The 23,260-nt window shown below is 66.8% G+C and carries 20 protein-coding genes; 8 read left to right on the top strand and 12 right to left on the bottom strand.

All coding sequences use genetic code 11. From position 1 onward, the window contains the following. The first annotated feature begins 137 nt into the window (after positions 1-137). From OG203_RS03580 to OG203_RS03565, 4 genes are all read left to right on the top strand, one after another. Entirely contained in the window at positions 138-602 is a 465-nt protein-coding gene (locus OG203_RS03580; RefSeq protein WP_405164213.1) for a hypothetical protein, read from the top strand. 235 nt (positions 603-837) lie between these two features. After that, positions 838-1,962, top strand: a complete 1,125-nt coding sequence (locus tag OG203_RS03575; protein ID WP_405164212.1) for a sensor histidine kinase — start codon at positions 838-840, stop codon at positions 1,960-1,962. After that, the gene (locus OG203_RS03570; RefSeq protein WP_405164211.1) at positions 1,959-2,609 is read left to right on the top strand and encodes a response regulator; all 651 of its coding nucleotides are present in this window, start codon (positions 1,959-1,961) and stop codon (positions 2,607-2,609) included. The genes OG203_RS03575 and OG203_RS03570 overlap by 4 nt, the downstream gene beginning before the upstream one ends. A gap of 154 nt (positions 2,610-2,763) precedes the next feature. Continuing rightward, positions 2,764-2,916, top strand: coding sequence for a hypothetical protein (locus tag OG203_RS03565; protein WP_405164210.1), 153 nt, complete (start codon positions 2,764-2,766; stop codon positions 2,914-2,916). Between the two features lie 227 nt (positions 2,917-3,143). On the opposite strand, the gene OG203_RS03560 is transcribed toward OG203_RS03565, so the two are convergent. Continuing rightward, entirely contained in the window at positions 3,144-4,025 is an 882-nt protein-coding gene (locus OG203_RS03560; RefSeq protein WP_405164209.1) for an SDR family oxidoreductase, read from the bottom strand. Positions 4,026-4,109: 84 nt separating this feature from the next. On the opposite strand from OG203_RS03560, the gene OG203_RS03555 reads away from it, so the two are divergent. Next, positions 4,110-4,688: a TetR/AcrR family transcriptional regulator gene (locus OG203_RS03555; protein WP_405164208.1), complete on the top strand. Its 579-nt coding sequence runs from the start codon at positions 4,110-4,112 to the stop codon at positions 4,686-4,688. Positions 4,689-4,711: 23 nt separating this feature from the next. Here OG203_RS03555 and OG203_RS03550 read toward each other — a convergent pair whose 3' ends face one another. The 7 genes from OG203_RS03550 to OG203_RS03520 are packed head-to-tail and all read right to left on the bottom strand — an operon-like array spanning position 4,712 to position 11,955. Continuing rightward, the gene (locus tag OG203_RS03550; RefSeq protein WP_405164207.1) at positions 4,712-5,431 is read right to left on the bottom strand and encodes an aspartate/glutamate racemase family protein; all 720 of its coding nucleotides are present in this window, start codon (positions 5,429-5,431) and stop codon (positions 4,712-4,714) included. A gap of 2 nt (positions 5,432-5,433) precedes the next feature. Further along, on the bottom strand, positions 5,434-6,732 hold the full coding sequence (locus OG203_RS03545; RefSeq protein ID WP_405164206.1) for an NAD(P)/FAD-dependent oxidoreductase: 1,299 nt from the start codon (positions 6,730-6,732) through the stop codon (positions 5,434-5,436). A 9-nt stretch (positions 6,733-6,741) separates the two neighbouring features. Further along, a complete protein-coding gene (locus OG203_RS03540; protein ID WP_405164205.1) occupies positions 6,742-7,617 on the bottom strand; it encodes a family 3 encapsulin nanocompartment shell protein in 876 nt (291 codons plus the stop codon). Positions 7,618-7,666: 49 nt separating this feature from the next. Next, the gene (locus OG203_RS03535; RefSeq protein WP_405164204.1) at positions 7,667-8,491 is read right to left on the bottom strand and encodes an SDR family NAD(P)-dependent oxidoreductase; all 825 of its coding nucleotides are present in this window, start codon (positions 8,489-8,491) and stop codon (positions 7,667-7,669) included. A 4-nt stretch (positions 8,492-8,495) separates the two neighbouring features. Continuing rightward, complete coding sequence (locus tag OG203_RS03530) at positions 8,496-9,449, bottom strand: sulfotransferase (RefSeq protein WP_405164203.1); 954 nt, start codon at positions 9,447-9,449, stop codon at positions 8,496-8,498. Between the two features lie 8 nt (positions 9,450-9,457). After that, a complete protein-coding gene (locus OG203_RS03525; RefSeq protein WP_405164202.1) occupies positions 9,458-10,612 on the bottom strand; it encodes an MFS transporter in 1,155 nt (384 codons plus the stop codon). After that, positions 10,609-11,955, bottom strand: a complete 1,347-nt coding sequence (locus OG203_RS03520) for a DegT/DnrJ/EryC1/StrS family aminotransferase (RefSeq protein WP_405164201.1) — start codon at positions 11,953-11,955, stop codon at positions 10,609-10,611. Before OG203_RS03520 ends, OG203_RS03525 begins: the two co-directional genes overlap by 4 nt. A 436-nt stretch (positions 11,956-12,391) precedes the next feature. Here OG203_RS03520 and OG203_RS03515 point away from each other — a divergent pair, with 436 nt between their 5' ends. The 3 genes from OG203_RS03515 (at position 12,392) to OG203_RS03505 (ending at position 16,466) form a co-directional block, all read left to right on the top strand. Continuing rightward, complete coding sequence (locus tag OG203_RS03515) at positions 12,392-13,720, top strand: hypothetical protein (RefSeq protein ID WP_405164200.1); 1,329 nt, start codon at positions 12,392-12,394, stop codon at positions 13,718-13,720. Then, complete coding sequence (locus OG203_RS03510; protein ID WP_405164199.1) at positions 13,720-15,090, top strand: PQQ-binding-like beta-propeller repeat protein; 1,371 nt, start codon at positions 13,720-13,722, stop codon at positions 15,088-15,090. The genes OG203_RS03515 and OG203_RS03510 overlap by 1 nt, the downstream gene beginning before the upstream one ends. A gap of 290 nt (positions 15,091-15,380) precedes the next feature. Next, the gene (locus OG203_RS03505) at positions 15,381-16,466 is read left to right on the top strand and encodes a beta-mannosidase (RefSeq protein ID WP_405167763.1); all 1,086 of its coding nucleotides are present in this window, start codon (positions 15,381-15,383) and stop codon (positions 16,464-16,466) included. A 4-nt stretch (positions 16,467-16,470) separates the two neighbouring features. Here the strand turns inward: OG203_RS03505 and OG203_RS03500 are convergent, their stop codons facing one another. From OG203_RS03500 to OG203_RS03485, 4 genes are read right to left on the bottom strand one after another with little or no spacing between them, the layout of a single operon-like run. Continuing rightward, positions 16,471-18,147 (bottom strand): ArnT family glycosyltransferase, encoded by a 1,677-nt coding sequence (locus tag OG203_RS03500; protein WP_405164198.1) that lies wholly within the window; start codon positions 18,145-18,147, stop codon positions 16,471-16,473. Continuing rightward, a complete protein-coding gene (locus OG203_RS03495) occupies positions 18,144-19,613 on the bottom strand; it encodes a glycosyltransferase (RefSeq protein WP_405164197.1) in 1,470 nt (489 codons plus the stop codon). Before OG203_RS03495 ends, OG203_RS03500 begins: the two co-directional genes overlap by 4 nt. Then, on the bottom strand, positions 19,610-21,109 hold the full coding sequence (locus OG203_RS03490; RefSeq protein WP_405164196.1) for a hypothetical protein: 1,500 nt from the start codon (positions 21,107-21,109) through the stop codon (positions 19,610-19,612). Before OG203_RS03490 ends, OG203_RS03495 begins: the two co-directional genes overlap by 4 nt. Next, positions 21,110-23,059 carry a hypothetical protein gene (locus OG203_RS03485; protein ID WP_405164195.1) on the bottom strand — a complete coding sequence of 650 codons (1,950 nt, stop codon included), beginning with the start codon at positions 23,057-23,059 and terminating at the stop codon, positions 21,110-21,112. It abuts the gene before it with no gap. Between the last annotated feature and the right edge of the window lie 201 nt (positions 23,060-23,260).

Here is a 23,260-nt window from a genome sequence, read left to right as displayed (position 1 = left end):
GGAATCGAACGACTCAAGAATGGGCGTGGACGGCACTCGCGCGAATCGGCCTGCCGCGGTGTTTCGCGTCTACCTCAACGCGATGAGAACCCTCATCGCGCCGCGGTACCGGCATGATTCGTGCGACACTGCTGCGCATGACGAGGCGGACCTTGGTCGTGGTGTACGCGGTCGGCGATGCGGGTGCCACCGGGGAAGTCCTCGGCGCGGGCACGTTGATCGAGCCGGAGTTCGTGCTGGTCGATCCGCCGCTGAACCAGGCACTCGCGAAACAATCACGGGCACTGCGCGTCGGTGTGTTCGCCGCCGAGGACGGTATCGCCGAGGTCATCGATGTCGCTCAGGTCAGGGTGGTGCCCGGCGCGCCTGATCTGGTGTTGCTCCAGCTCGCCGCCGTTTCGGCGGCGCCAGCGCGTGGCGTCCCGATCGCGCTGCAGGCAGATGAGTTCGGCATCAAGCTCCTGGATCCGACCACCGCCGAGATCATCGCCGCCGTGCGCGTGGTGCTCGCCGAGGCACCGCCGCCGCCCGGCCCGCCTGAGCTGCCGCAGAGCACCGTGGAGGATCCGCTGCGGTTCATCTTCCGGCTCTTCGGCGGCTGAACCCGCCAATTCCGTCACGCAGTCGGCTATCTCGCCAGGTGAGAGCGGGTTGAACAGCCGACTCGCCGACCCGATTCGTGGGAAACTGCTGCTCATGACGCGGCGGATATCGATGGGCCGAGACAATCGCGGCGGCCCAGCCGTCGTCGCGGGGCCGACTGGGCGGGCTGGCGGACCTGATCCGCCGGTCGCGGGGGCGCGGCGGTCGCATGTGCTACTTCGTCAAGTCGCCGACGTGGCACTTGTACTCGTCACCGGCGCCGTGGATCTGGCCTTCTGGCGCGGCGAGCGGCACATGATCGGCGGCGGAACACTGCCGCTGTGGGTGGTGCCCGCGCTGGCCAGCGGCCTGTGTGTGGCGCTGCTGCTGCGGCACCGGTTCCCGCTGGGGGTGTGGGGGTTGGTATGGATCTACACCAGCATTAATCTGGTTGTCCCGCAGTACTATCCGGTTACCTACCTGCTTGTGGCGTGCTATGTGGTGGCGAGTCGCGTACCCGCACCCAGCGCCCGGCTCGTCCTCGTCGCGTCTGCCCTGCCGCTCGGTCTGTTCAGCTACCGATTCGCGCAGGCCGATTCACCCGAATCCCAGCTGCGCGGTTTTCTCGCCGCCGCCGTCGCGTGGTCGATCTTCCTGTCCATCGCCTGGGGCCTCGGCAGGTTGGCCCACGCCCGTGAACAGCATGCGCGTGCCGAGCGGGAGCGGCTCGCCGCGGACGCCGAAAAGGCCCTCGCCGCACAACGATTGCGCCTCGCGCACGAATTGCACGACAGCGTCACCGGCGCGGTGGCTGGCATGATCCTGCACGCTGGCGCCGCCCGCGCGCTCTCCACCGGCGACGATGCCCGGGTGCGACAGGCACTCGAGGTCATCGAACAGGCTGGCGCTCGAGCGATGACGGAACTTCACTCCATGCTCGGGCTATTGCGTTCGACCGACCCCGCCGACGCGCCCGCGGTCCGGCTTGCCGATGTCGATCAATTGCTCGAATCCGCCCGCCGCGCAGGGTTATCCGTGCGCACTGACATCACCGGCACCGCGCGGCCGCTACCGCCCGACGCCGACCTCGCGGCCTACCGGATCGTTCAGGAGTCGCTGACCAATGTCACCAAACACGCGGGCCGAGGCGCGACGGTCACGCTCGGAATCGCCTGGAGCGAAAGCGCTCTCGACCTCACCGTCCGCAGCTCCGGCGGCCGCGCGACGCCAGTTGCGGCGGGACTCTCGTCCGGCACCGGGCTGCGCGGCCTGCGGGAACGCCTCGACGCACTGGGCGGCGAGCTGTCCGGGGGACCGGACGACGACGGCTGGTGCGTCCGCGCCACCCTGCCCGCTCACCCAACGATAGAGGCGCCGTGACGATCACCGTGCTCGTCGCCGAAGACGAGGCGCTCGTGCGCGCAGGCTGCGTCATGCTACTCGGCGCGACACCAGACATCGAGGTGATCGGCGAGGTCGGCGACGGCGCCGCCGCCATCGACGCCGTGAAAACCCTTGTACCCCAAGTAGTCCTGATGGACCTGCGAATGCCGATCATGAACGGCATCGAAGCGACCAGAGCGATCACCGCCACCCCCGACCCACCAGCAGTCCTCATGCTCACCACCTTCCACGAAGACACCGCCGTCCAAGAAGCACTGGCCGCAGGCGCCAGCGGCTTCCTCCTCAAACACGCCGCCCCCGCCGACCTCGCCCAAGCGATCCGCCACTGCGCCGCGGGCGACGGCTGGCTGGACCCAGCCATCATCACCAGCGTCCTCGGCGCCCTCCGCCGCGCCGGCCCCCGAGCCATCGCCGCCCCCACCACCCTTTCCACCCTGACCGCCAGAGAACGAGAAGTCCTGACCCTCATGGCTTTAGGCCACTCCAACACCGAAATCAGCACCGAACTCTTCATCAGCGAAGCAACCACCCGAACCCACGTAGCCCACATCATCGCCAAAACCACCTCCCGCGACCGCACCCAAGCCGTAGTCCTCGCCTACCAAAGCGGCCTGATGACCTAGCACAGCCCGCTCCCGGACCGACGAACGCCCGGACCCTGTTACCGGTGTTGGTCGGACGATCATGGGGAACTGGCGGCGGCTTTGTCCGAGAAGCGAGTTACATCAGTTCCCCCTGATCGCTTGTCCAACAGGACATCTCGGTTAGCCTGCACGAATGGCTTTACCTAGATGTACTGCGGACTTCTACTGCGGAAAGTGTGGTCGCCGGGCGGGGTGGACCAGCGCGGAAGAGCACGAGACCGACAGCGGGAAGCCGTATTACGAGGTCGAGGCGATGTTCGACCAAGGGGACAGTCCTTACCCGTGACGGACTGCTTCGAGATCGTCAAGGGCTCGGCGGACCAGCTCTTCAGGGGGAGACCGTAGGTGCGCTCCGGCACCGACTGGTGTTGGTCGGACGATCACGGGGAACTGACGGCGGCATTGTTCGAGAAGCGAGTTACGTCAGTTCCCCGTGATCGTTTGTCCAGCAGGGTGTTTCGGAAGTTGTTGGCCAAGGTGTGGTGTGTCGGCAGCGGCTGTGATACTCCCTGGTCAGGGCTGGATGTTCGCCAGGTCTTCTAAGAGGCTTGGGTGCTTGGGTTCCCAGCCGAGGGTCTGGCGGGTGTGGGTGCTTGAGGAGGGCTGATCGGAGGCGAATATCGGGCCGAGGGGGCCGTAGGTTTCTTCTGGCACCGACGAGACGGGGAGGTTCAGTTGTTGGCCGATGACGGTGGCGATGTCGCGGACCTTGTCGCCCTCGTCGGCTACGGCGTGCCAGGAGGTTCCGGGTTGTGCCTGTTCCAGGGCGAGGCGGAAGAGGGTTGCGGCGTCGAGGGCGTGGACGGCGGGCCACCGTTGGGTGCCGTCGCCGGGGTAGCCGGAGACTCCGGATTGGCGGGCGATGGTGGTCAGTACACCGGCGAATCCGCCTGCGCCTTCGTTGTGGACCGTGCGCGGCAGGCGGATGGCGGAGCTTCGGACGCCGCGTGAGGCCAAGCCGAGGACCGCGGTGACGGCGCGAGCGCGGCCGCCGACGAGACCGGCGGTCGATAGCGGGTCGGCCTCGGTGGAGGCGCGGCCCGGGGTGGCGGGTGTGCCCGAGACGGTGACCAAGGGGCGGTCGCTGCCGATGAGTGCCTCGCCGAGGGTCGCGATGGCGGTACTTTCCTCGGCGACTGCTTTCGCGACGGCATCGGGGCTGCTGAAGTCGTTGGTGAAGGCCAGGTGAACTACCCCGTCGGCCTGGGCGGCACCCGCCCGCAGGATGTCCAGATCGACGAGTGCTCCCCGCAGCGGCTCGGCGCCGGCGGCCTCGGCGGCGCGCGCGGACGCGTCGGAGCGGGCGAGCGTGAGGACGGTGTGGCCGTTGCCGAGAAGCTCGGCGACCACGGCGGACCCGATCAGGCCGGTGCCGCCGGTAACAAAAACACGCATGGGACTCTCCTCAAGTGATGCGACTCTTGTCCCATCACATTAGCAGAGTGACGGGATAAAAGTCCCGTCGCTTATGATGGGCTCATGGCTAGGTGGGAACCAGGGGCGCGCGAACGTCTCGTCGTGGCCGCGGTCGACCTGTTCAGCGAGCAGGGGTACGACGCGACGACGGTCGCGGAGATCGCCGAGCGCGCCGGGGTCACCAAAAGCACGTTCTTCCGGCACTTTCCGGATAAGCGCGAGCTGCTGGTGGCCGGGCAGGAGACATTGAGCCGACTGCTGGCCGAGGGCATCGCCGAGGCGCCCGATGACGCGAGCCCGCTCGAGGCGGTCGCCGCCGGACTCGAACGCGCCGCGAGCACGATGGGTCCTATGAATCGCGAGCTTGCCCCGCGCCTGAAGGCGGCCATCGCGTCCAGCGCCGAACTTCAGGAGCGTGACGCACTCAAGAGCGTCAGCCTCGCGGCCGCGATGACAACCGCTCTGGTCGCCCGCGGCGTACCCGCGCCGACTGCGGCTCTCGCGGGCGAACTCGGCCTCCTCGCCTTCAAACGGGGGTACGCGGAATGGTCCGAGGGCGACCGCGACGCCAAGGACGAGCTTGCCGGGTACGCCCTCGCGGCACTGGAGGAGCTGCGGGCGGCAAGCGCATCACTGGGCTGAACCGGCTTGGTGCAGTGTAGGTTTCAGCGGGGGAAGGGTCGGTGGCTCAAGCTTCGGTGGACCATTTCGGTGAGGGTGACTATGTCGAAGACGGGGATGCCGAGACGCTGTTGGATGGCGTGGCCATAGGGGACGAGATCGGTGCATTCGATGATCAGTGCGCCCAAGTCGGGGTTGGCCACGGCCAGCTGGTCGATCTCGTACAGCACCTCCTGGCCGAGTAATTCGGCGTCGAGCTCGTTCCGGCGTCCCTCGAGGATGACCTCGCGGAACTCCGGCTGAGCATCCATTCCGGCGATGCAGAGGGGGATCGATTCGCCGCCGATCGCCGCTAGATGCCGTCTGGTGAGGGCGGCCTGCTTGGCGACGAGCAGACCGACCTTGCGGTCGGCGGCGATCATGCGGTGCACCATCGGCAATTGGATGAGGCTCGAGCTGTACAGCGGGATCTGCACGGCGTCGGCCAGCTGCTGCTGGAAGATGACGAGAAAGCCGCAGCCGCTGGTAATCGCCGCTGCCCCTTGGGCTTCCAGTTCTTTGGCGGCGATGATGAACGGATCGAGCAGGGTCGGATCGGCCTCGGTGACCATCCGCTGCGGGGTCGCGCCGTGCACTACCTGGTAGATGACGGGGAAGTCGAAGGTCGTCCGGTTGCGGATATGGCCGGGGATCTTGGTGAATTGGGTGTCCAGGCAGAGTACGCCGATTGTGTTGTCGCCCTTGGCATTTAGTTGTTCGAACACTGTTACTGCCTTGTCGAGAGGATGCTGCCGAATCGGTCCGGCCGCAGTGGGGTCGGGTCAGTGGTCGGCTGTTGGCCCGCCAGGATTTGGCTGACGAGTTCACCACCGGCCGGTGCGAGCCCCATGCCGATGTGTCCGTACCCGACCGCGACCAGGAGGTTGCGCAGTCCGGTGCGACCGATCAGCGGCACGCCGTCGGGCGTGCATGGCCGCAACCCACTCCATGTCTCGTGGGTTTGCGTCTCTTCCAGTTCGGGGAGGTAGTCGCGAACCGTGCGCAGCATTCCCTGCACGCGGCGCTGGGAGACCGTGTTGCTCATCCCGGTCAGTTCGAGCCGCCCGCCGATGCGCAGGCGATCACCCAGCGGAACCATCGCCATTCGGCCCTCGCTCAGCAACACCGGCCGACTGGGACCGCTGGGCGGCATATCCATGGTGACGCTGTAGCCCTTGATCGGTTGCAGTGTCAGGCCGATCCCCGCCATGCGTGCGCATTCGGTGGACCACGCGCCCGCGGCGACGACCACGTCACGGGGACGAAGGTCGCCGTGCGTTGTGCGCAGCCGATCTATCTGTCGCGCTGTGATTTCGAAGCCGATCACGTCGGTGTTTTCGCGGATCTCGACGCCCATATCCCGCAGGACCCGCCCGAATTCGACGACGAACTCCGGAACGTGCAGATAGGCACCCTCCGGGTTGTACAGCGCGCCATGGATATCGAACCGAGTCTTCGGTTCTAGCTCGTCGAGTTCCCCGGGGCCGAGGACGCGCAACGGTATTCCGCTTGCGACGGTTCGCGATACGGCTCGACGCGCATCCGCGAAGCCCTGCGCGGTCTTGTAGGTCAGCACAATGCCGGGCGACTCGAAAGTGGCTGCAATACTGGGCAATTGACACAACTCAAGGAGCAATGCGAGGCTGCGCTTCTTCATCCCGACCAGCGCACGGAACCCGGCCGCGGCAGCAGCGGGGGAGCAGGCGCGCCCGAAATGGATTAGCCAGCGCAGTAATTCGCGATCCGCACGCAGCTTTACATAGAACGGCGCGTCCACACTCAGCATGGCGAGCGCCCGCAGCGAACGCATGCCGGGTTCCGCCAGCGGCGCGGCACCGTGCGTGCCAACGAAACCTGTATTCCCATAGGAACACGACTGCGTCCCACCGAGCGCACCACGCTCGAGCACGGTGACCGAAGCCCCACCGCGGCGCAGGTAATAGGCGCAGAACAAACCGGCGACCCCGCCGCCGATGACCACCACATCCGGGTCGTCGCGCACGGGCGCCGCCTCTTGACTCGTCACGACCGGCGACTACACGGTGACGACGAAGAAGTTGGTCGGCAGATTGACGACGACCCGCTCGTAGATCTCCGCCATGACCGCCGCGCCCGGTTCGGAGAACGTCCCCGGCGGCGGCTCGGCGAAGCGGATCACCGAACGTCCCGCATCGAAAAGCTGTGCGCCGTGGCCGAAGTCGCCGACGATGGCACTCCCCGGTTCGACCAGACGGGTGCGGCAAATGAACACGCCGTTCTGTTCGAGGTCATCCATCAGGCGGCTGGTGCCCATAGCCCGGTAGTAGTCGACCGGGTTGATGATCAGACCGTCCGCGGTGCCGCCCATCTGCTCGACTTCGTTGCAGGCCCACAGGATTGTGGAGGCGAAGGGGCCGGGGTCGGTTATCCGTGCGATCCCCGGGATGTTCAGCAGCCCGCCCTCGCCGCTGATGATCGTATGGTTCTCGGCGGTGCAGAGCCGGACGATCAGCCGATAGTTGATGAACGACTCGAAAGTCTCTGGGTCCTCCCACATTTGGGGTGGCACCTGAACCCAGGCGGTGGTGGTGAACAGTTCCGGGATCGGCGACTTGTGGAACCGGCTGGCCAGTTCCCGGCGAACGTCGGCGCCGTCGATCGGCGCGTCTGCCTCGGTGGGCGCGCTCTCGTGCCAGTAGAACTTGCGCGGATCACGGGACAGGTCAATGGCTTTGAGCACATTGCGCGCGGGGTAGCGCGGTTTGCGGCGCGAGCTGGTAAGCGAGTCGGTGATGGTCACGTCGTATTCGACCGCCGCGTCGAGTCCGTCCTTCGCGCAGGCCTCGACGAACATCCGCCCCGGCGAAAGCTCCTGCTTGCGATCCGCGACGACCTGCGCCAGCGTCTCTTTGATGCCTTCGGTTTTCAGCATGTGATGATTCCTTCCATGTCATCGGCAACGGTGCCGAGAGCAGTGCTGTTCAGTCCTGGCCGTTGGCTTCCCAGGGCAGGTGCGACGAGGTCGGTCCGAGCACGCTCGCGCCACCGTCGACCAACTGGACCGTGCCGGTGAGATAGGACGCCCGCTCGCTCGCCAGGAAGGCGGCCACAGCGGCCATCTCCTCCGGGCGGGCGATTCGCCCCACCGCCGTATGCCTGCCCATCGCGTCGAACTGCGCCTCGGTCGGCCCGTCGGTAGAGCGTTGCGCCACAACGCGTTCCAGCAGGGGAGTGCGGGTCGCGCTCGGCGCGAGCACGTTGACCGTCACGCCATCGCGGCCGACCTCGGCGGCGAGGGACTGCGCGAAGCGCACGATGGCCGCGCGGGTCACCCCTGACATCGCGAGGCCGCTGATAGGAACGCTCGCCGTCTCGGAGGCCACGAACACCACCCGGCCCCATCGCGCGTTCCGCAGATAGGGCAACGCGGCCAGCGTCACATCGACCGCCGGTATCAGCACCCCGTCGACCGCTGCCCGATAATCCGACACCTCGAAAGCCGCCGCGTTGCCGGTCGGCGGAGTGCCGCCGCTGATCACAACGATGTGCAGCCCACCGAACTCGGTGGCGACCTCGTCGATCCAGCGACGGGCGGCCGCACTGTCGGTGATGTCAACGCTCGTGGCGTGAACACGGCCCCGCGCAACCTCTTTGACGGCCCGCTCCGCCGCCGCCAACCGTCCGGCGTCGCGCGCACCGATGGCGACATGCGCGCCCTCGGCGGCCAACTCCGTGGCGACGGCCAGGCCGATGCCGCTCGATCCGCCGGTAACCAACGCGACCTTGTTCGTGAGACCCAGATCCACTCGACTAGCCCCTTCCGTCCGAATCCGTTGTGCCGAACCGGTATCCGTACCGACGTGCGAGCGGCCAAGACAGTGCCGCGACGATCCGCCTGGCAGATTTCGGCAGCTTGGCCCGCCACGAATCGTCGGTCGGACGGATAACGGTGGCCCCGGTGCGGAAACGATCCGGATTCCCGGTGACCGTGTGATTGGTATGCAACTCGACAGTTCGATCGTCGACCGGGTTGGCCGCCGGATCGGTTTCGCACAGCCGAAGCAGCCGATCGATCGTGCCCGCCGGATCGGCGATGAACTCCTCATACCGCAGGAACATCGACCGTTCCGGATAACGCCGAGTGATTGCGTGCGAGGCGAGGTTGAACCCGGTCCAGTAGCCGGTGCTCTTGCCTGGCCCCAGGGCATACACGTATTCCTTTGGCGTGCTCCATGATTGGGCCACCGCGCGGGGATCGCGCACCAGATGGACGTAGTACGGAGTGATGCCGTCGAGGTGCGCGAGCAGCGCCGCTTCGCCGGGAATCTTCGTGGTATCGACGATCACCCGCGCCTCGCCGCGCTTCGCGATGGCCTGATAGACCTCGGTCATCAGCGCGGCATGCGCGCGGACCTGCTCGCCGCGCAGACCCCTGAGCACCCGCCAGGTGTGCCTGGTCCGGACGCTGCCGAGCTGCCGCCGGATCACCGCGTCGGCGTGTTCGGCGAGGGTGCTTCCCGCGGGTTGCCCCACCGGCAGGATCATCGACCAGACTGGACAGTCGACTAGCTTTCGCCCGCAGCCACAATCCTCGTTCACGCCGCGACCCGCCGCGTTCTTCCACAGGAAGTGCAGCTCGCCGACGTGAAAGAAGCCGGGGATCTCGTTGAGGATGTTGCCGATGATGGTGCTGCCGTTGCGACACCAGCCGGTGATACACAGGACCTTCAGTGGGGCGTCATTGCCCAATGGGGTATTCGTCATCAGTCTTCTCAGCTCGTGGTCACCGATTGCGGGATAGCCATGGCCAGCACCGAGGCCGCCACCGCGCAGCCCGCGCCGACCACGAAAACGGCCGGGTAGCCGAATCCGGTCGCGATCGCGCCGGTCGCCGGGCCCCAGACGAACAGGCCGAGGTCCCAGAAGGACGTGTAGGCGCCGAGCGCGGCTCCCTGCTTGGCACTTTCGGTCTTGTTCATGACCATCAAGGCCAAAGACGGATGCAGCAGCGAGAATCCGACGCCCATGACCACGGCCCCGAGCACCGCCACCGGTAGGTTCGGCGCCCAGGCGATGATCAGCAGACCCGCGGCTTCGCCTGCGCCACACCAGGATGCGACGCGGCGCGGGCCGAGTTTGTCCGGCAGGTGTCCGATGAACAAGCGGGTGCCCGCGTACACCGCGCTGAAGGTGCTCAAAACGATGACGCCGGAGTCGATTCCGCGCACCTGCAGATCGCGGATGACGAACGCGGCAAGACCGACATAGCCCGCGGCACCCAGTGCGAGCCCGAGACCTGGCAGCACGGCGGGCCGCAACAGCAGTCCGCGCCCGCCGCCGGACGGCTCCACGTGCGGCTGCGGCGGCACGATGCTGATCAAAGCGAGGCCGACGAGCGGCACAACGGCGCAGCAGGCCCACACCGCGTCAATGCCGAAGTGCCGCAAGACCGCACCGAGCGCGGTGCCAAGCGAGATGCCGCCCCACATGGCGACGCCGTAGAGCCCGATCACCTGCCCGCGACGGTTGTGCGGCGCGAGCGTGACGGTCCAGACCGCGCCAGCCGTGAACAGCGCGGCCTCGCCGACGCCGACCAGCAGGCGCACCGCGATCAGACCGGTCAAACCGACCGGAAGGAAGTAGAGCAGCCCGCCCGCCGCGATGGCGAGCGCGCCGAACCGCATGACGGAGCGATGTCCGTATCGGTCCGCCAGTCCGCCGAAGAGGGGTCGGGTGAGCAGCGCGGTGAGCGCGGTGGCGGTGACCGCGAGTCCCACCCAGAGATCGCCCGCACCGAACTGATCCCTGACGTAGGCCGGTAGCACCGGGATCGCGGCGGACAGACCGAGGTATCCGCAGAACAGTCCGCCGAACACTCCGGCAAGCGCTAAGCGTGGGATCGCACCGGTTTCGGACGGGGCTGTCATCGCAGCCCGGCCCGTGCGGAACCTTCATCGATGACAGCCGGGGCTTGGGCGAGTGCGCCGATGATCTTGCGCACCGCCGCGACGAGCTGGTCGCAGTCCGCGAGCGACAGTGTCGATGACAGCGGAATGTCCACTGCCCGTTGGAGGTAACGCGTCGCGTTCGGCAGCAGCTCCTTGATGGCCGAGGTCTCCATCCCGCGAAACATGAACCGCCAATTCCAGAAGGCCCGGATGTTGCGGTCGGCGTCCGAGCCCAGGTTGCGTGCCTCGATGCCCTCGTGGCAGAGCGCCCGCGCGAACCATTCCGCGCCGCCGGTGGGAACCAGGAAGATGAACGCCTCGCCGAGGTAGGCACCGGGCGCGACCGGCCGCCGGATATGGATCCCGGCGATATCGGCCAGTGCGGACGCGACGTAGTCGTAGTTGCGCCGGAAGGCGGCCAAGCGGACCGGCAACCGGTCGAGCTCGGCCCGCAGCAGCGCGGCCCTGATCTCATCCATCCGGAAACTGAGCAGCGGCAGGTCCAGATCGGTGGCGATCGGCGGGTCACCATTCGGGAAATGCCGTCGCAGCCGCCCCTCGTAAGCACCGGAAAGTACGGTGGCACGGGCGAATAGGGCACTGTCGTCGGTGAGCAGGAACCCACCCTCGCCGCTGTTGAGTGCCTTGTCCGACTGGGTGCTGAACGCACCGGCCAGCCCGAAGGTGCCGAGTTTGCGACCGTCCAGCTCCGCGCCGAGCGCCGGGACCGCGTCCTCGAATACCGGGACACCCATTTCGTCGGCGAAGCGGATCAGCGCGGCCATGTCCGCGGCGAAGCCGCGCATGTGCACCACCATGATCGCCTTGACCTGCGGGGTCCATCGGCTGCGCAGGTCGGCCACGTCCAGGTGCAGGTTCTCGTCGATATCGACCAGGAACGGCGTACATCCGGCGAGCATGATGGCGCTCGGGGTAGCGGCGAAAGTGAAACCGGGACAGGCGATCAGGCTTCCTGGTTCGATACCGGCCGCCATGATGGCCAAGGCAAGCGCGGTGGTTCCGCTCGAAGTGGCCAGCGCGTGTTCACAGTCGAAGTAACGGCACAACTCCGCCTCGAACTGGCCGCACTCGGTCTCGTCCGCGGGACGGCAGTCGTAGCGGAAGTAGAGATGGCTGCGGATCGCGCGCAGCGCCGCCTGCTCGTCGTCGGGGTGGACGCACACCGCACCGCGATCGTAGGTCGGCCAGGGTTCCTGTCGAACGGGATTTCCACCGTCGAGGGCGAGTCGTGCATCGGCGGCAATCCGCGCGCCGGGCAACTGCCGATTTGCTGCTGAATGGTCGACGCCGTTGTCCGCCATCGTAATTCCCTGCCCAACTACCAGTAAAGCTAGGCGAGCCTATGCTCGCATCGCCCGCTGAGTTCCTTTCGAAACTCAGCAGGACGTTTCGGGCAAACGGTACACCGAGATTTCATTTCGGATGCTTGAAATCGATTGCTCGGCAATGACGTCGAATATGGGGTCTTGCTTTGGCAGGTTATATCCAGTTAGGGCGAATTGCCGGAGTTCTCGGACGCTGATGCGCGAGGGGGCGAAACAGGCCGCAGCCGAACGGGTTTCGTCGGCGAGCGCGAGTACCCTGCCGAACATCGCGCGCGCCAGGAACCGAAATGGTGCCCAAGGGATCGGCGTTAGGAACGGCGCTCGTATGATGTGCGACCGCCGTGCTGATTGATCGGCGTTATCCGCGTTTGGTAGACATCAGCTTGCAATCCCACCGATAGAGAAGGGGCACATGGACAGCGGCAAGGATGACAACGCGACCGTGCCGTCGCGTGCTGTTACCGGGTGGACGGTCGGTTTGATTTGTGTGGCGATCTTCGCGGGCGGCGTCATCGTCAGCGCGCTGCTACACGATCGGGAACCTGAATCGACGACCGCGACCTCGACGGCACCCGGCCGTTCCTATGTCACGCCGCCGGTCGCGTTTCCGGTGCAGATCCCGGGTTGCACTGTCGTCGAACCGCCCGCGAAGGGTGGCCTGACGAGTCGGATGACGACAACCGACTTGAGCTATGACAACCCGGCCTATCCATGGTTCTCCGGTCCCAAGGCCGTCGCGATGTCGCAGGCGCTGCGCGACGCGCTGCCGCAGGATGCCGAGATCGCCTTCGCGCCCGTCGATCGGTCGCTGCTCTTTCAGCCCATCCTCGCCTTTCCTGGCGAGTCCGCCGATCAGCCCGGACCCGACGGCTGGACCAGGGCGAGCGGCACGCTGCTTCGTGGTGGCAGCGCGGGCAAACTCTCGGTATCGGTACGGCAATCCGCGGTGCCGGTGCCACCGTGTGTCGCAGGCGATCTCATCGAACGCCGCCACCTCGCCGATGGTACGACCGTCGATGTCCAAGACACCTGGTACGAGATCGGTGGGGTTCGCACCCTGTCCCGCGCCGCCCGCGCCTACCTGCTCGACGGCAGCGCCGTCACGGCCGCCGCTACCGATGGCACCGATGCCGCGGACCACTCCGGCACGGTGCCGATGACCCTCGATGACCTCGCCGCCGTGGCGACCGCCCCTGGACTCCGCGTCACCGCGCCGGTGCCGCCCGGCACCCTGGACGTGCCCGAATCGTGCGGCAATGTTTTTGAGAAGACCGGTACGGTCGACGAGGGTGTTGCCCGTCGGCTGGACGCTGTGCTGGCGCGAATCCCGCTGAAGGGCCTGTCTCTGGACCGGCCGCTCGGACAACTGCGACCGCCGGAATCGGCGGCGAGTGGGGTGTGCCAGGTGGTTCGGGTGACCACGCCGGGGCGGCAGTCGCGGCTGAGCGTCGCGATCACTGTGGGACAGCACCTTCCTGACGCGTCGGCCACTTCCGCCGGATACGGTGAGAGCGTGACGTCTCGGCAGCTGCCGGACGGGACTGTCGTCGAGAACCGGGAGTCGCGGTATTCAGCGGGCTCGGGGGCACAGGCAATTCCGAAGACCCAGCGCACCGTCACGGTGACAAGACGGTCGGGCACCCGGGTGGAAGTAGCCTCCACCGCCGACGATCCCACCGAACCCCTGTCGATCGAACAGCTGGAGGAGATCGCTATGACCCCCGATCTCGAGGTGCGATGATGGCGTCGATTCCGGGCATGCGCAACCTGATCATCGCCGCCGCGGTTGCCGTAATAACCAGTGCGGGAGCGGTTGTCGTGCTGATGCAGCCTGACGACGGCCCGCGCAAGGTCACCGGTACGGCGGCCGCGGCCCCCGGTCTCGCGTGGTCGGTCGCCGCCGCCACGCAGGGGCACGCGTCCGAGGAGTTCCGTGATCCCACCGCGGGGACCGAATACGACAGCGGCAGTGCGGGATTCATTGATGCGGGCGACACCCTCGTCGCGGCGATCGGTGTCTCGAATGGCGGTGCGTCGCTGGGGGATCCGATGCTGGTCGGCATCGACGCCGCGACCGGCGCGGTGCGCTGGCGCACCCCCGCCGCCCATCTGGGTGGTTGCGCACGCGTGCCGATCGCTGGGCAACTCGTCTGCTTCACCTCGCCGTCTGCGGCGACGCCCGCCCTCATCGGCTACGACATCGCGAGCGGAAAGCTCACCCAGACGCCAACGAACTGGACGGTCTTCGCACTCGCGGTCATCGACAATCGCCTCTACCTCGCCGAGGGCGATGTCGAGTCCGACGACGTGCGCGTGCACTCCGGCACCCTCGCCGACCCCGACGCGAACTGGTCCCGCGGGTTCGCCATCGGCACCACCGGGGACGATCTCGCCGCCGACGTACTCGACGTGTCGCACGGGCAGGGCCTGCTCACCCTCGGTACGCATCTCGCCGGATTCGACCTCGGCACGGGTGCGCCGACCTGGACCGCGGGCCTGAGCGGATGTTCCAGCGCCGCCGGAACCAGCGGCGCGTTGGTCGTGCGGACCAACACCGACTGCGCGGGCCACCGTGTTACCGGGACCGACGTGCTCGACCGCACCGGTCAGGTACTCGCCGCCAGCGATCAACAAGCCGCCCACAACCTTTCGATCGATCGGCCGACCGATGACACCATCCCGGTCCTGCTCGCCGACGGCGCCTACGACCGCCACACCGGAAACCTGATGTGGAACAGTCCCGATCTCGTCAGCGCGGACACCGGCACCGCGACCGCGATCCTCGGTGATGTGGCTCTGCTCCGAGATGCCGTGGCGCACAATACAACTGGGCTGGACATGCGCACCGGACAACGCCTCTGGCAGGTCGATACCGAGCGCTCCGGCACGCCGACCGCATGGGACGGACACGTCGTCGTCCTTGCCGACGCCACCGGACTATGGGCCATCGATCCGAAATCCGGCAAACAGGTATGGGACATTCCGTTCGCCGCCGGGAACGACACCCCCGGCGCCATCACCTCCGATGGTCAGCTGACCGCCCACGACAACGACCGCTTCACCTACGCCGCCGACCGCACAATGATCGCCCTGCACCCCATCGAGCACTAACGGCTCGATCAGCGCGTAGGTCCCCTGCGACCTACGCGCTGATCGTCGTCCCGAGACTGTTCAGCGAGGCCGTTGTGCGTGTATTCCGTCAACTACCGCCTGCGTCTATGGCGTCGTGTCGAGCGTGGATGGCGTGGTGATTCGCGTAGCGTAAAGCCGGTGACCACGTGTAATGCGCAGGATTGCCCGGGTTTCACAGTCGAGTCCGCGCTCGCGCGCTAGGCGGGGCGGTGGCTGCCGAGAGGGCTCGTCTCGCCGGTCTGTTGGCTGTCGTCGGTCTGGTGATAGGGGTGTGTGGGTGTTCGGATAATCCCTTCGCGCCGAAGGACGGACGGCCGCCGCGGGCAGCGCGTCCGGCGGCCGAGGCGGTCGTCACGGCTTCGCCGCAGGGGCTGCGGCTGCGGGGCGCGCCGTGGTGGCCCGCGGGGTTCAACGCACCGCAATTGGCGACGAACTGGTCGGTGAACTTCGGGTGCGGTGCGCAGACCGACCTGGACAGTTACTTCAGTGCGCTACCCGCCAACTCGTTGACCCGCTTCAACCTCTTCCAGGCCTTGTCGATCAACAAGCGGACCGGCGCGGTGGACTTCAGTGCGGCCGACGCGGTGTTCACCGCTGCCGAGAAGTACGGGCGGATCGTGCTGCCGGTGCTTTCGCCGCAGGATGGCGGTTGTGCGGATGAGCAGTTCAAGCAGCGGCAGTGGTATGTCAACGGCTGGACCACCTTCAGCCCGGTGCACGGCCGGTCGGTGATGAGCTTCCGTGACTGGACCAAGACCGCCGTCGATCGGTGGAAGAGCGTTCCGGTCCTCGCCGGGTGGGAACTCGTCGGCGAACCGGAGCCGAGCAATTGCACCGGAAACCACTGCGATCTGCCAGCCCGCACCTGCCCACCGGACGCGGCGGCGGTGCTGCGCACATTCATGGATGACGCGGGAGCCGTTGTGCGCGAACTGGATCCGCACCGGTTGATCTTCGCCGGATTCGCGGGCGGCGGGCAGTGCGGCACCCAGGGTGACGAGTTCCGGACGGTCAGCGCGTCACCTCGCGTTGATGTCGTGGAGTACCACGACTACACCCGTGACTCGCTACCGGGAGATCAGTGGGACGGCTTGGGAGTTCGGCTGCGCCAGGCCGCGCAGTTGGGAAAACCCTTGCTGGTGGCCGAGATCGGCGAAGAGGCCGGATCCTGTGGCAGCCTCGAAGACCGCCGCGCGCACCTGGACGCGAAGTTCGTCGCGCAGCGGGCCGCGGGTTCGGCCGGTGCGCTGATCTGGGCGTTCGTTCCCGATCCGCGACCCGATCAGTGCACCTTCGACGTAGGTCCCGGTGACCCGCTGTGGTCGCTGGTTGCCGAGCGGACCACCGTGGGTTGACCGTTCAGTCCGCCCCGAGCACCCGGTAGACGCGCCACTCCGGCTGGCCCGCACCATCATTGGGTACGTCAAGCGCCAATGTCGCGATGCCGCCGCCGTTCTCGTACATGGTGGGGTAGCGCCGATTCACCGCGTCCGAGGTGCCGCGCCCCTTGTTCGGCACTGCCAGAATGTATTTCACGCCGCGTTCGGCGGGCCGGTTGAGGACCCGGACGAAATCGCGATCCGAGGGCACGACGAATTGGTCGGGCCGGTGCGAGGCGACGACGACGGCGAAGCCGTAGACGGTATCCATCAGCACCGCACCGCGTGGCAGGTCCATGGCGTCCAGATAGTTCGCGAGTCGCCGCTCGGTAGCGAATGTCGCGGCGATCCGGCGTTCATCGGCCCGGCGCTCGGACGCGTTGTCCGGATCCGGGAACAGCACGGCCCCCAGCGAGTACTCCTGCACGGAGATGGCATGACTCGACATCCCCCACGCGGTCAACGGAATCGCCCCGGCCAGCAGCGCGAGGGTCAGCGCCATCCCGACCGCCGGTGCACCCAAGCCCGCTCGGACACGGTGTCTGCCCGAGGTCCGGTCCGATTCCGTTGCCGCCGTCGTCGCGTGCCGCCCTGGCCTGCGGCTCGGCGGAAATCCGCGCACCGGCGCCACTTGCAGAGCCAAAACGGCGGCCAGCGGTATCGCCGCCACATAGAACCGCAGGAACGCGAACGTCGACCCGCTCGCGTAGCTGAAGGCCTGAAACGCGAGCACCGAACCGCACAGCAGGATCGGCACGATGACCTGCGGATCGCGCCTGCGCACCGCGAGCGCGCCGACGATCGGAACGAGCAGCGGAAGCACCGGCCCGAGAATCAGCGTCGCTGCCGTCGAATACTCCAGCGCCGCAGTCGTTTCGGTCGCCGACGAGCTGGACTGCTGCAGGATCGAGGCGTTGCCGTACTGCGAGCTGAACTGCTGGAACGCCTGTCCGGTGATCAACCAGCTGGTGGCCGCCCACACCACGAACGCGGCCGCCACCGGCAGCACCACCAGGATGAAATCCATGATGGCGCAATGCCATCGGAAGTTCTCGCCTCGACAGCGCCGGTAGGTGACCACGAAAACCAGTGCGCCAGCGGCCGCCGCCGGTGCCAGCGCGTCGTATCGGGTCAGGTAGGCGAGCCCGAGCGCGATACCGCACGCCGTCAGGTCGTTCGCGTCATCGGTGCGCAGCCAGCGCAGGAGCCTGCGCATCGCCCAGCACAGGCAGAACAGGAACGGTGCCTCGCTCATCCCGTTCGCGCCGTAGAACACCACCATCGGGTTGATCGCGAACAGCAACGCGACGCCCCCGCTGAGCCAGAGCGGCGCGCCGCGATCGGTGCCGATGCCGAACACCATCACCACCGCCCCGCCCATGAACAGCGCCGACATCAGCACACCCGAGAGCCCCCAGACGGTGATGCCAGGAAACCATTGCGCGAGTGCGACCATCGGCAGCTGGGCCAGCGAAGTCAGTGGCGTGAAGACGAATCCGATCGCCGACAGATGCGGATCCCGGCTGAACAGCGTTGCCTGGGTGGCGGATACCCGGCTGAGCGCGTCACCCATCAGGAAGCCATTGCCCGCGCTCAACCAGGTACCAGCGGCCAGGTAGAGCAGCGTCGACGCGGCGAAGATCCAGCGCGATCTCACTCGGTGGCCTCCTTGGTGCCGAGGCCGTGAAAGGTCTTCTCCCAGTAGGACGGATTGCGCACCAGCTGATAGCAACCCTTGGCGGCCGCGATGCTCATCAGCAGCCAGTACAGCGGCACCGTCAGACAGGCAAGCAGTAGATCGGAGCGGTTGTTCTCCCGGCAGGCAAGCAGATTCATGTAGATCGTTGCCCCGTTGCCGATGATCATCGCGATCAGCGAGGGAAAGTACACGGCGGCGGGGAAGAGCTGGCCGATCACCGCGGGCTGGCCGAGAATCCAGGACAACGTGATGAACCAGAACACCAGGTTCAGACAGGCGATGATCGGGGTGCCCGCGAGGATCAGCGTGAACCGGATGAAGCTGACCGTGCCGATGCTGCGCCACAACCGGATCGGCCGCCGGGTATGCACGAGCCAGGTCTGCAGGTAGCCCTTGTACCAGCGGGACCGCTGCCGCACCCAGTTGATCGGGTCCGGATTCGCCTCTTCGAGGGTGGTCGAGTCGATCACGGCGGTCCGGTAGCCCGACACCGCGATGCGCACGCCGAGGTCGGCATCCTCGGTGACGTTGTACGGATCCCACGCGCCGATATCGGTCACCACATCGCGCTTGAAGTGATTCGACGTGCCGCCCAACGGAATCGGCGCCTTGCTGCGCATGAGACCAGGCAGCAGGAAGCCGAACCACAGGCCGTAATCGGCGGTGAACCAGGCGGTGAGCAGGTTCTGCCGCCCGTTGTGGAACGCGAGCTTGGCCTGAATGCACACCACCTCCGGTGGCAGGTCGGCGAAAGCCGCGACCACGCGCCGCAATTGGAGCGGATCGGGGATGTCCTCGGCGTCGTAGATGGTGACGATATCGCCGGTGGCCTGATGCAATCCGTAGTTGCACGCCTTGGGCTTGGTGCGCGGCTGTGCTTCCGGCACAAGGACAATGGTGACGTGCTCGACGCTGTCCAGGGTGCCGATGCCTGCGCGCCGGGCGGCGTCGATGGTGGGGGAGTCGTCCTCCTCCAGCAACAGCAGCACCTGCAGCCGGTCCTTGGGATAGTCGAGGGCGGTCATCGCGCCGATCAGATCGCCGACCACCTCGGGTTCGCCGTATGCGGGAACGAGAATCGTGTACGGCGGCAGTTCCGCGTCGGTCAGCGCCAGTGCCCGTTCGTCGCTGACGGTCATGATCGCGTCCCTGGCCATACCGCGCTGGAAGATCAGGATCCGATCGCCCATGGCGGTGAGATAGCCAAGGGTGCACAGGGCGACGAGGACGGTGCAGGTGCCCATCGGGAAGAACACGGCGCACACCGCGACAAGCAACACCAGTGCCAGCGCTGTATTGCGTTGCCACGGTAGGAAAGCCACCGATGCCGAGGCCATCGGATCGGATTCGCGCAGCCCGTGCACGGCCGAATGCAGGGAGCGGGCGCTGGCCGACCCTGGCTCCGGACCGCGCGCGGTCGTCACGTGGCCTCGGTTCCGGCCACGATCGCCCGCGCGACCGACAGCAGCATGTCCCGGTCCTTGTGCTCGGCGTCGGAGTCGACGTCCTCGGATTCGGAGTCGAGGACAACGGCTTTCCCGCGCAGGAACTGATGCAGGAAGTTCTCGAAGATGCCGAGCATCGATGGCTGCGGCGGCGGGAACGTGGCGTCGGATTCGTGGTTGTCCGCCGCGATCAGGCTGATCCGCTCCGAACCGTCCGTGCCGCTCCAATTCCAGGTCAGCCAGGTCCAGCTGAGCAGGCGTCGATCGTCGAGTACGGTATTCAACCGGGCGGTGATGCCGTGGCCGAGGTCGATCCGGGTCGGCGGGCTGATCCTGGGCTGCGGCATGTTGTACAGGACGAATTCCGGGTAGCGATCGATCGCGTACTGATCCTTGGCGCGCACCGTGTCCACAACGAGGCGGCGACGGCGAGACTCGTTGTCCCACAGCGGATTATGTTCCTTGGCGCGCAATAGTTGCCTGGTCATCGAGGTGTCATGGCCGAAGTAGTTCTGCGCCCACGGGTATTGCCGCTCGCTGAGCTGGTTCCAGCCGGGCGGCACGGTATGTGGCTGTGCGACAGCGAGTCCGGGCATCATCGGAAAGCTGCGGTCGTAGTCCGGTGGAATCGGAATGATCATGATCAGGATCGCGGCGACGGCCACGGTCGCCGCGGCGGCCCACGCTTGCGGTGCGGTAAGGGGATCCAGTTCGCGGTCCAGCGGTGTGAGCGATACCCCGCGCCGCCGACGCCAGTCCACGTACATGACCACCGTGACGACCAACACCGCGATCACCGACGGAACCGCCTGATAGACCAGCACGCGCGCGGACGGGTACCAGAGCCGCAGCACAACGAGCACTACGGCGCCAACGGCGAACGCGAGCCCCGCACCGACCCAGGCGCGGGTTTTGGTGCGGCCCACCGCTATTGCCGCGGCGAAGGCGGCGAAAAGCAGCATCGTCGCACCGGCCGAGACGCTGCCGCCGCCGACGATAACGCGCATCGCTCGGTACGGCGGCGGGAAGGCGGCAAGCAGCAGCAGCCAGCACGGCCAGTATCGAGTGACCGGGCGCAGGCCGAACAGCAGGACGCACGCGGAGACCACGAACAGCCAGGCCGCCAGCAGATCCAGGTGCAACATCTCGTACAGATAGCGATAACGCGGTGTCAGCAAACCCAGTGTGCAGGCGGACAATCCGAGCCCGATCACGCCGACGATCAGATCGGTCTGCCGGTCATGAATGGGCAGCTCCGGCCCTCGGCGCAGGGTAAGCCCGATTGCCGAGAAGATCGCGAGCACCGGCAGCACGAACACGAACCCGATGCTCGACCCGGTCCACGTATCGTGCACCAGCCGAACCCAGGTACTCCAGAACGCGCCGGCGGTGGCGAGCAGAATCAGCACCAGCCGCGCCGCGATTCGGGTGACGGTCCCGCGGACGTGTCCGCGCGATGCCGTGCCGACGGACATCTACCGCCTGCCGCGCCGCAGCAGCACGACCACCCCGGCCAACACCCCGAGCAGTACCACGGCGGCACCGGCTCCGGTGAGAATCTTTGCCAGGGAGGTCATTTCGGAACTATCCTGCGCCGTCGGAGCGGCGGTGGCCGGGTCGAGGAACTCCGGCTGTCGATCACCGGCCTGGAAGAGCACGGCGCCGTGTAGTCGTGACCAACGGTTGAGATCGGCGTTCAACCAGCCGAGCACGCGGTCCAGGTGTTCAGGCGTGTCACTCGATGTGCCGACGACGACTGTGCGCCCACCGGACCAGGTGCTTTGCAGCGACGCGAACGGTGTAGACGGGTCGGTGGTGATCCTGGTGATCGTCTTTCCGTCCTCGCCGGTCAACGCCAGACCCGCGTCGGTCTGTCGCAGCGGGAGCGTAATAGATTCCGGCACTTCGCTGTTCGCCGCGATCAGTACCGCTGGCGACTTGCTCGCGACCGCCTGGTCGAAGGTCACGAGTTCCGGGCGCAGCGGGATGGTGGTCAGGCGCTGCAATCCGGTCAGTATGGTCACCGCGCGTACCGTGTCCGCGAAACCCGGTGTCCGCAAGCCGATCTGCACCTCGGGAAGCAACGCCTGTGGCAGGGCGCCGAAGCCGCCGGGGAGCGGCGGCGTGGCGGCGGCACTGGTCACCTCGCTGCTCGGTTCGATCGTCAGCGTCAGCGGCTCTTCCAGGCCGCAGCCGTGGGTGAGGCCCGCCTGCTGGAAGGTCAGCGAGAGCGTGGTGAATCGACCGAGGCTCGAATTCGGGATGGAGATCCACCGATCGATCCGGCCCGACCCGTCCACCGGCCAGCTGTCGATATAGGTTTCACCAACGCTCGCGGTGAGCTGACCGTTCAACGTGTCCGGCAGCGGGGTGTAGCTGCCGCGCAACCGAACTCGCACATCCTTGACCGGGCGTCCCAGCCGTGACTGATCGATTCCCACATCGACGCGCACCGGACCGATCGACGTCGAGCTGAGCTGAGTCTGACCGAGCGCGCCCAATGTTGTACTGTCCGGCGCGATCTGGGGCGCGGGCGGCAACGCCACCGCCGTCGCGGCCGAGGAGATCGCCACCTTGGCCACATCGCTGACGAGCAGCCGCATCTGATCGGGCAGGGTCTTGTCATTGCCGTTGATCGTGAGCACCGGTGTCGGTCCGCCTGTCAAACGCAGTCCCGGATCGGCGGATTCGCCGATGACCACTTGTCGTTCGAGGAAACCCGGCGGATGATCGGGCACCGAACCGCCCGCCGGTACCGCCCGAACATCCACCGCCACTTGCTGATTCCCGTACCGGGCGATCACCGCGGTGGTCAGCGACATCGCCGCGGCACTCTCGACCCGATTCGGGTTGGCGGGCAGATACACCGTCAGCTTCTGCAGTACCGGCGGCAGGAAGTCCGCCACCGTCGCGGGCTGCTGCTCCTCGCCGCTGTAGACGACGGCGGCCTCGATCATCGTCAACGGCCGCCCCAACCAGTCGACTACACACGCACCAGCCTCGGAGATGAGCGAGGAGGTCACCGTCACCGAGATCGCGTTATCGATAACCTCGGCCCCGCCCAGCGACAACCGAATCGGCCCGCGCGGCACCAACGGTAACTCGACCCGATCGATGAGCCGCTCACCCGAATGCACCTCCAACGACCCCCGCGCCACATGCGGCGGAAGTTGAATCGTGCCGACAATCGCCGTCGGCACCAGCCCCGGCAACACCGGGATATTCACCGAAACCTGATGCTCGGCCCCCGGAAACGCCAACGACGTACCAAGCCCGAGCGCGGGCAGCCCCACCGGCACATCACGCGTCTCAGCCGTCGCGACCGGCACCCCCGACAGCGCCAAAGCCGCGGCGACCACCGCCACCGACCGCCGCCACACCGATAGTCGACGCCCGATCGCGCTGTCATATGCACGCAAGGTCATGAGCGGTCTCCCAGCTGTCAACCGCGGCAAACAACCCGGCCTGGACCGACCAGCACCGCGCAAGCGAATCCCAGACGTACGCTGGAATTCTAGGGTGGACCTGTGTTGACGTGTTTACGACATGCCAGGAGACGCTGTTAATTTGCCCGTCAGCAACTATCCGGCTTCTTACTGTGTTTGCCGAGAAAGGCCATGTGAGAG

The sequence above is a fragment of the Nocardia sp. NBC_01499 genome (genome assembly GCF_045040275.1).
Lineage (GTDB): Bacteria > Actinomycetota > Actinomycetes > Mycobacteriales > Mycobacteriaceae > Nocardia.
Note: the sequence above shows the minus strand (reverse complement) of the source record. Positions and strands in the feature narration are given on the sequence as shown.

Coding starts and splice junctions, on each gene's coding strand:
- OG203_RS03515 (WP_405164200.1), top strand. CDS start 12,392: ATGGACAGCGGCAAGGATGACAACGCGACCGTGCCGTCGCGTGCTGTT.
- OG203_RS03530 (WP_405164203.1), bottom strand. CDS start 9,449: ATGACGAATACCCCATTGGGCAATGACGCCCCACTGAAGGTCCTGTGT.
- OG203_RS03540 (WP_405164205.1), bottom strand. CDS start 7,617: ATGCTGAAAACCGAAGGCATCAAAGAGACGCTGGCGCAGGTCGTCGCG.
- OG203_RS03520 (WP_405164201.1), bottom strand. CDS start 11,955: ATGGCGGACAACGGCGTCGACCATTCAGCAGCAAATCGGCAGTTGCCC.
- OG203_RS03525 (WP_405164202.1), bottom strand. CDS start 10,612: ATGACAGCCCCGTCCGAAACCGGTGCGATCCCACGCTTAGCGCTTGCC.
- OG203_RS03565 (WP_405164210.1), top strand. CDS start 2,764: ATGGCTTTACCTAGATGTACTGCGGACTTCTACTGCGGAAAGTGTGGT.
- OG203_RS03510 (WP_405164199.1), top strand. CDS start 13,720: ATGGCGTCGATTCCGGGCATGCGCAACCTGATCATCGCCGCCGCGGTT.
- OG203_RS03490 (WP_405164196.1), bottom strand. CDS start 21,109: ATGTCCGTCGGCACGGCATCGCGCGGACACGTCCGCGGGACCGTCACC.
- OG203_RS03555 (WP_405164208.1), top strand. CDS start 4,110: ATGGCTAGGTGGGAACCAGGGGCGCGCGAACGTCTCGTCGTGGCCGCG.
- OG203_RS03560 (WP_405164209.1), bottom strand. CDS start 4,025: ATGCGTGTTTTTGTTACCGGCGGCACCGGCCTGATCGGGTCCGCCGTG.
- OG203_RS03485 (WP_405164195.1), bottom strand. CDS start 23,059: ATGACCTTGCGTGCATATGACAGCGCGATCGGGCGTCGACTATCGGTG.
- OG203_RS03580 (WP_405164213.1), top strand. CDS start 138: ATGACGAGGCGGACCTTGGTCGTGGTGTACGCGGTCGGCGATGCGGGT.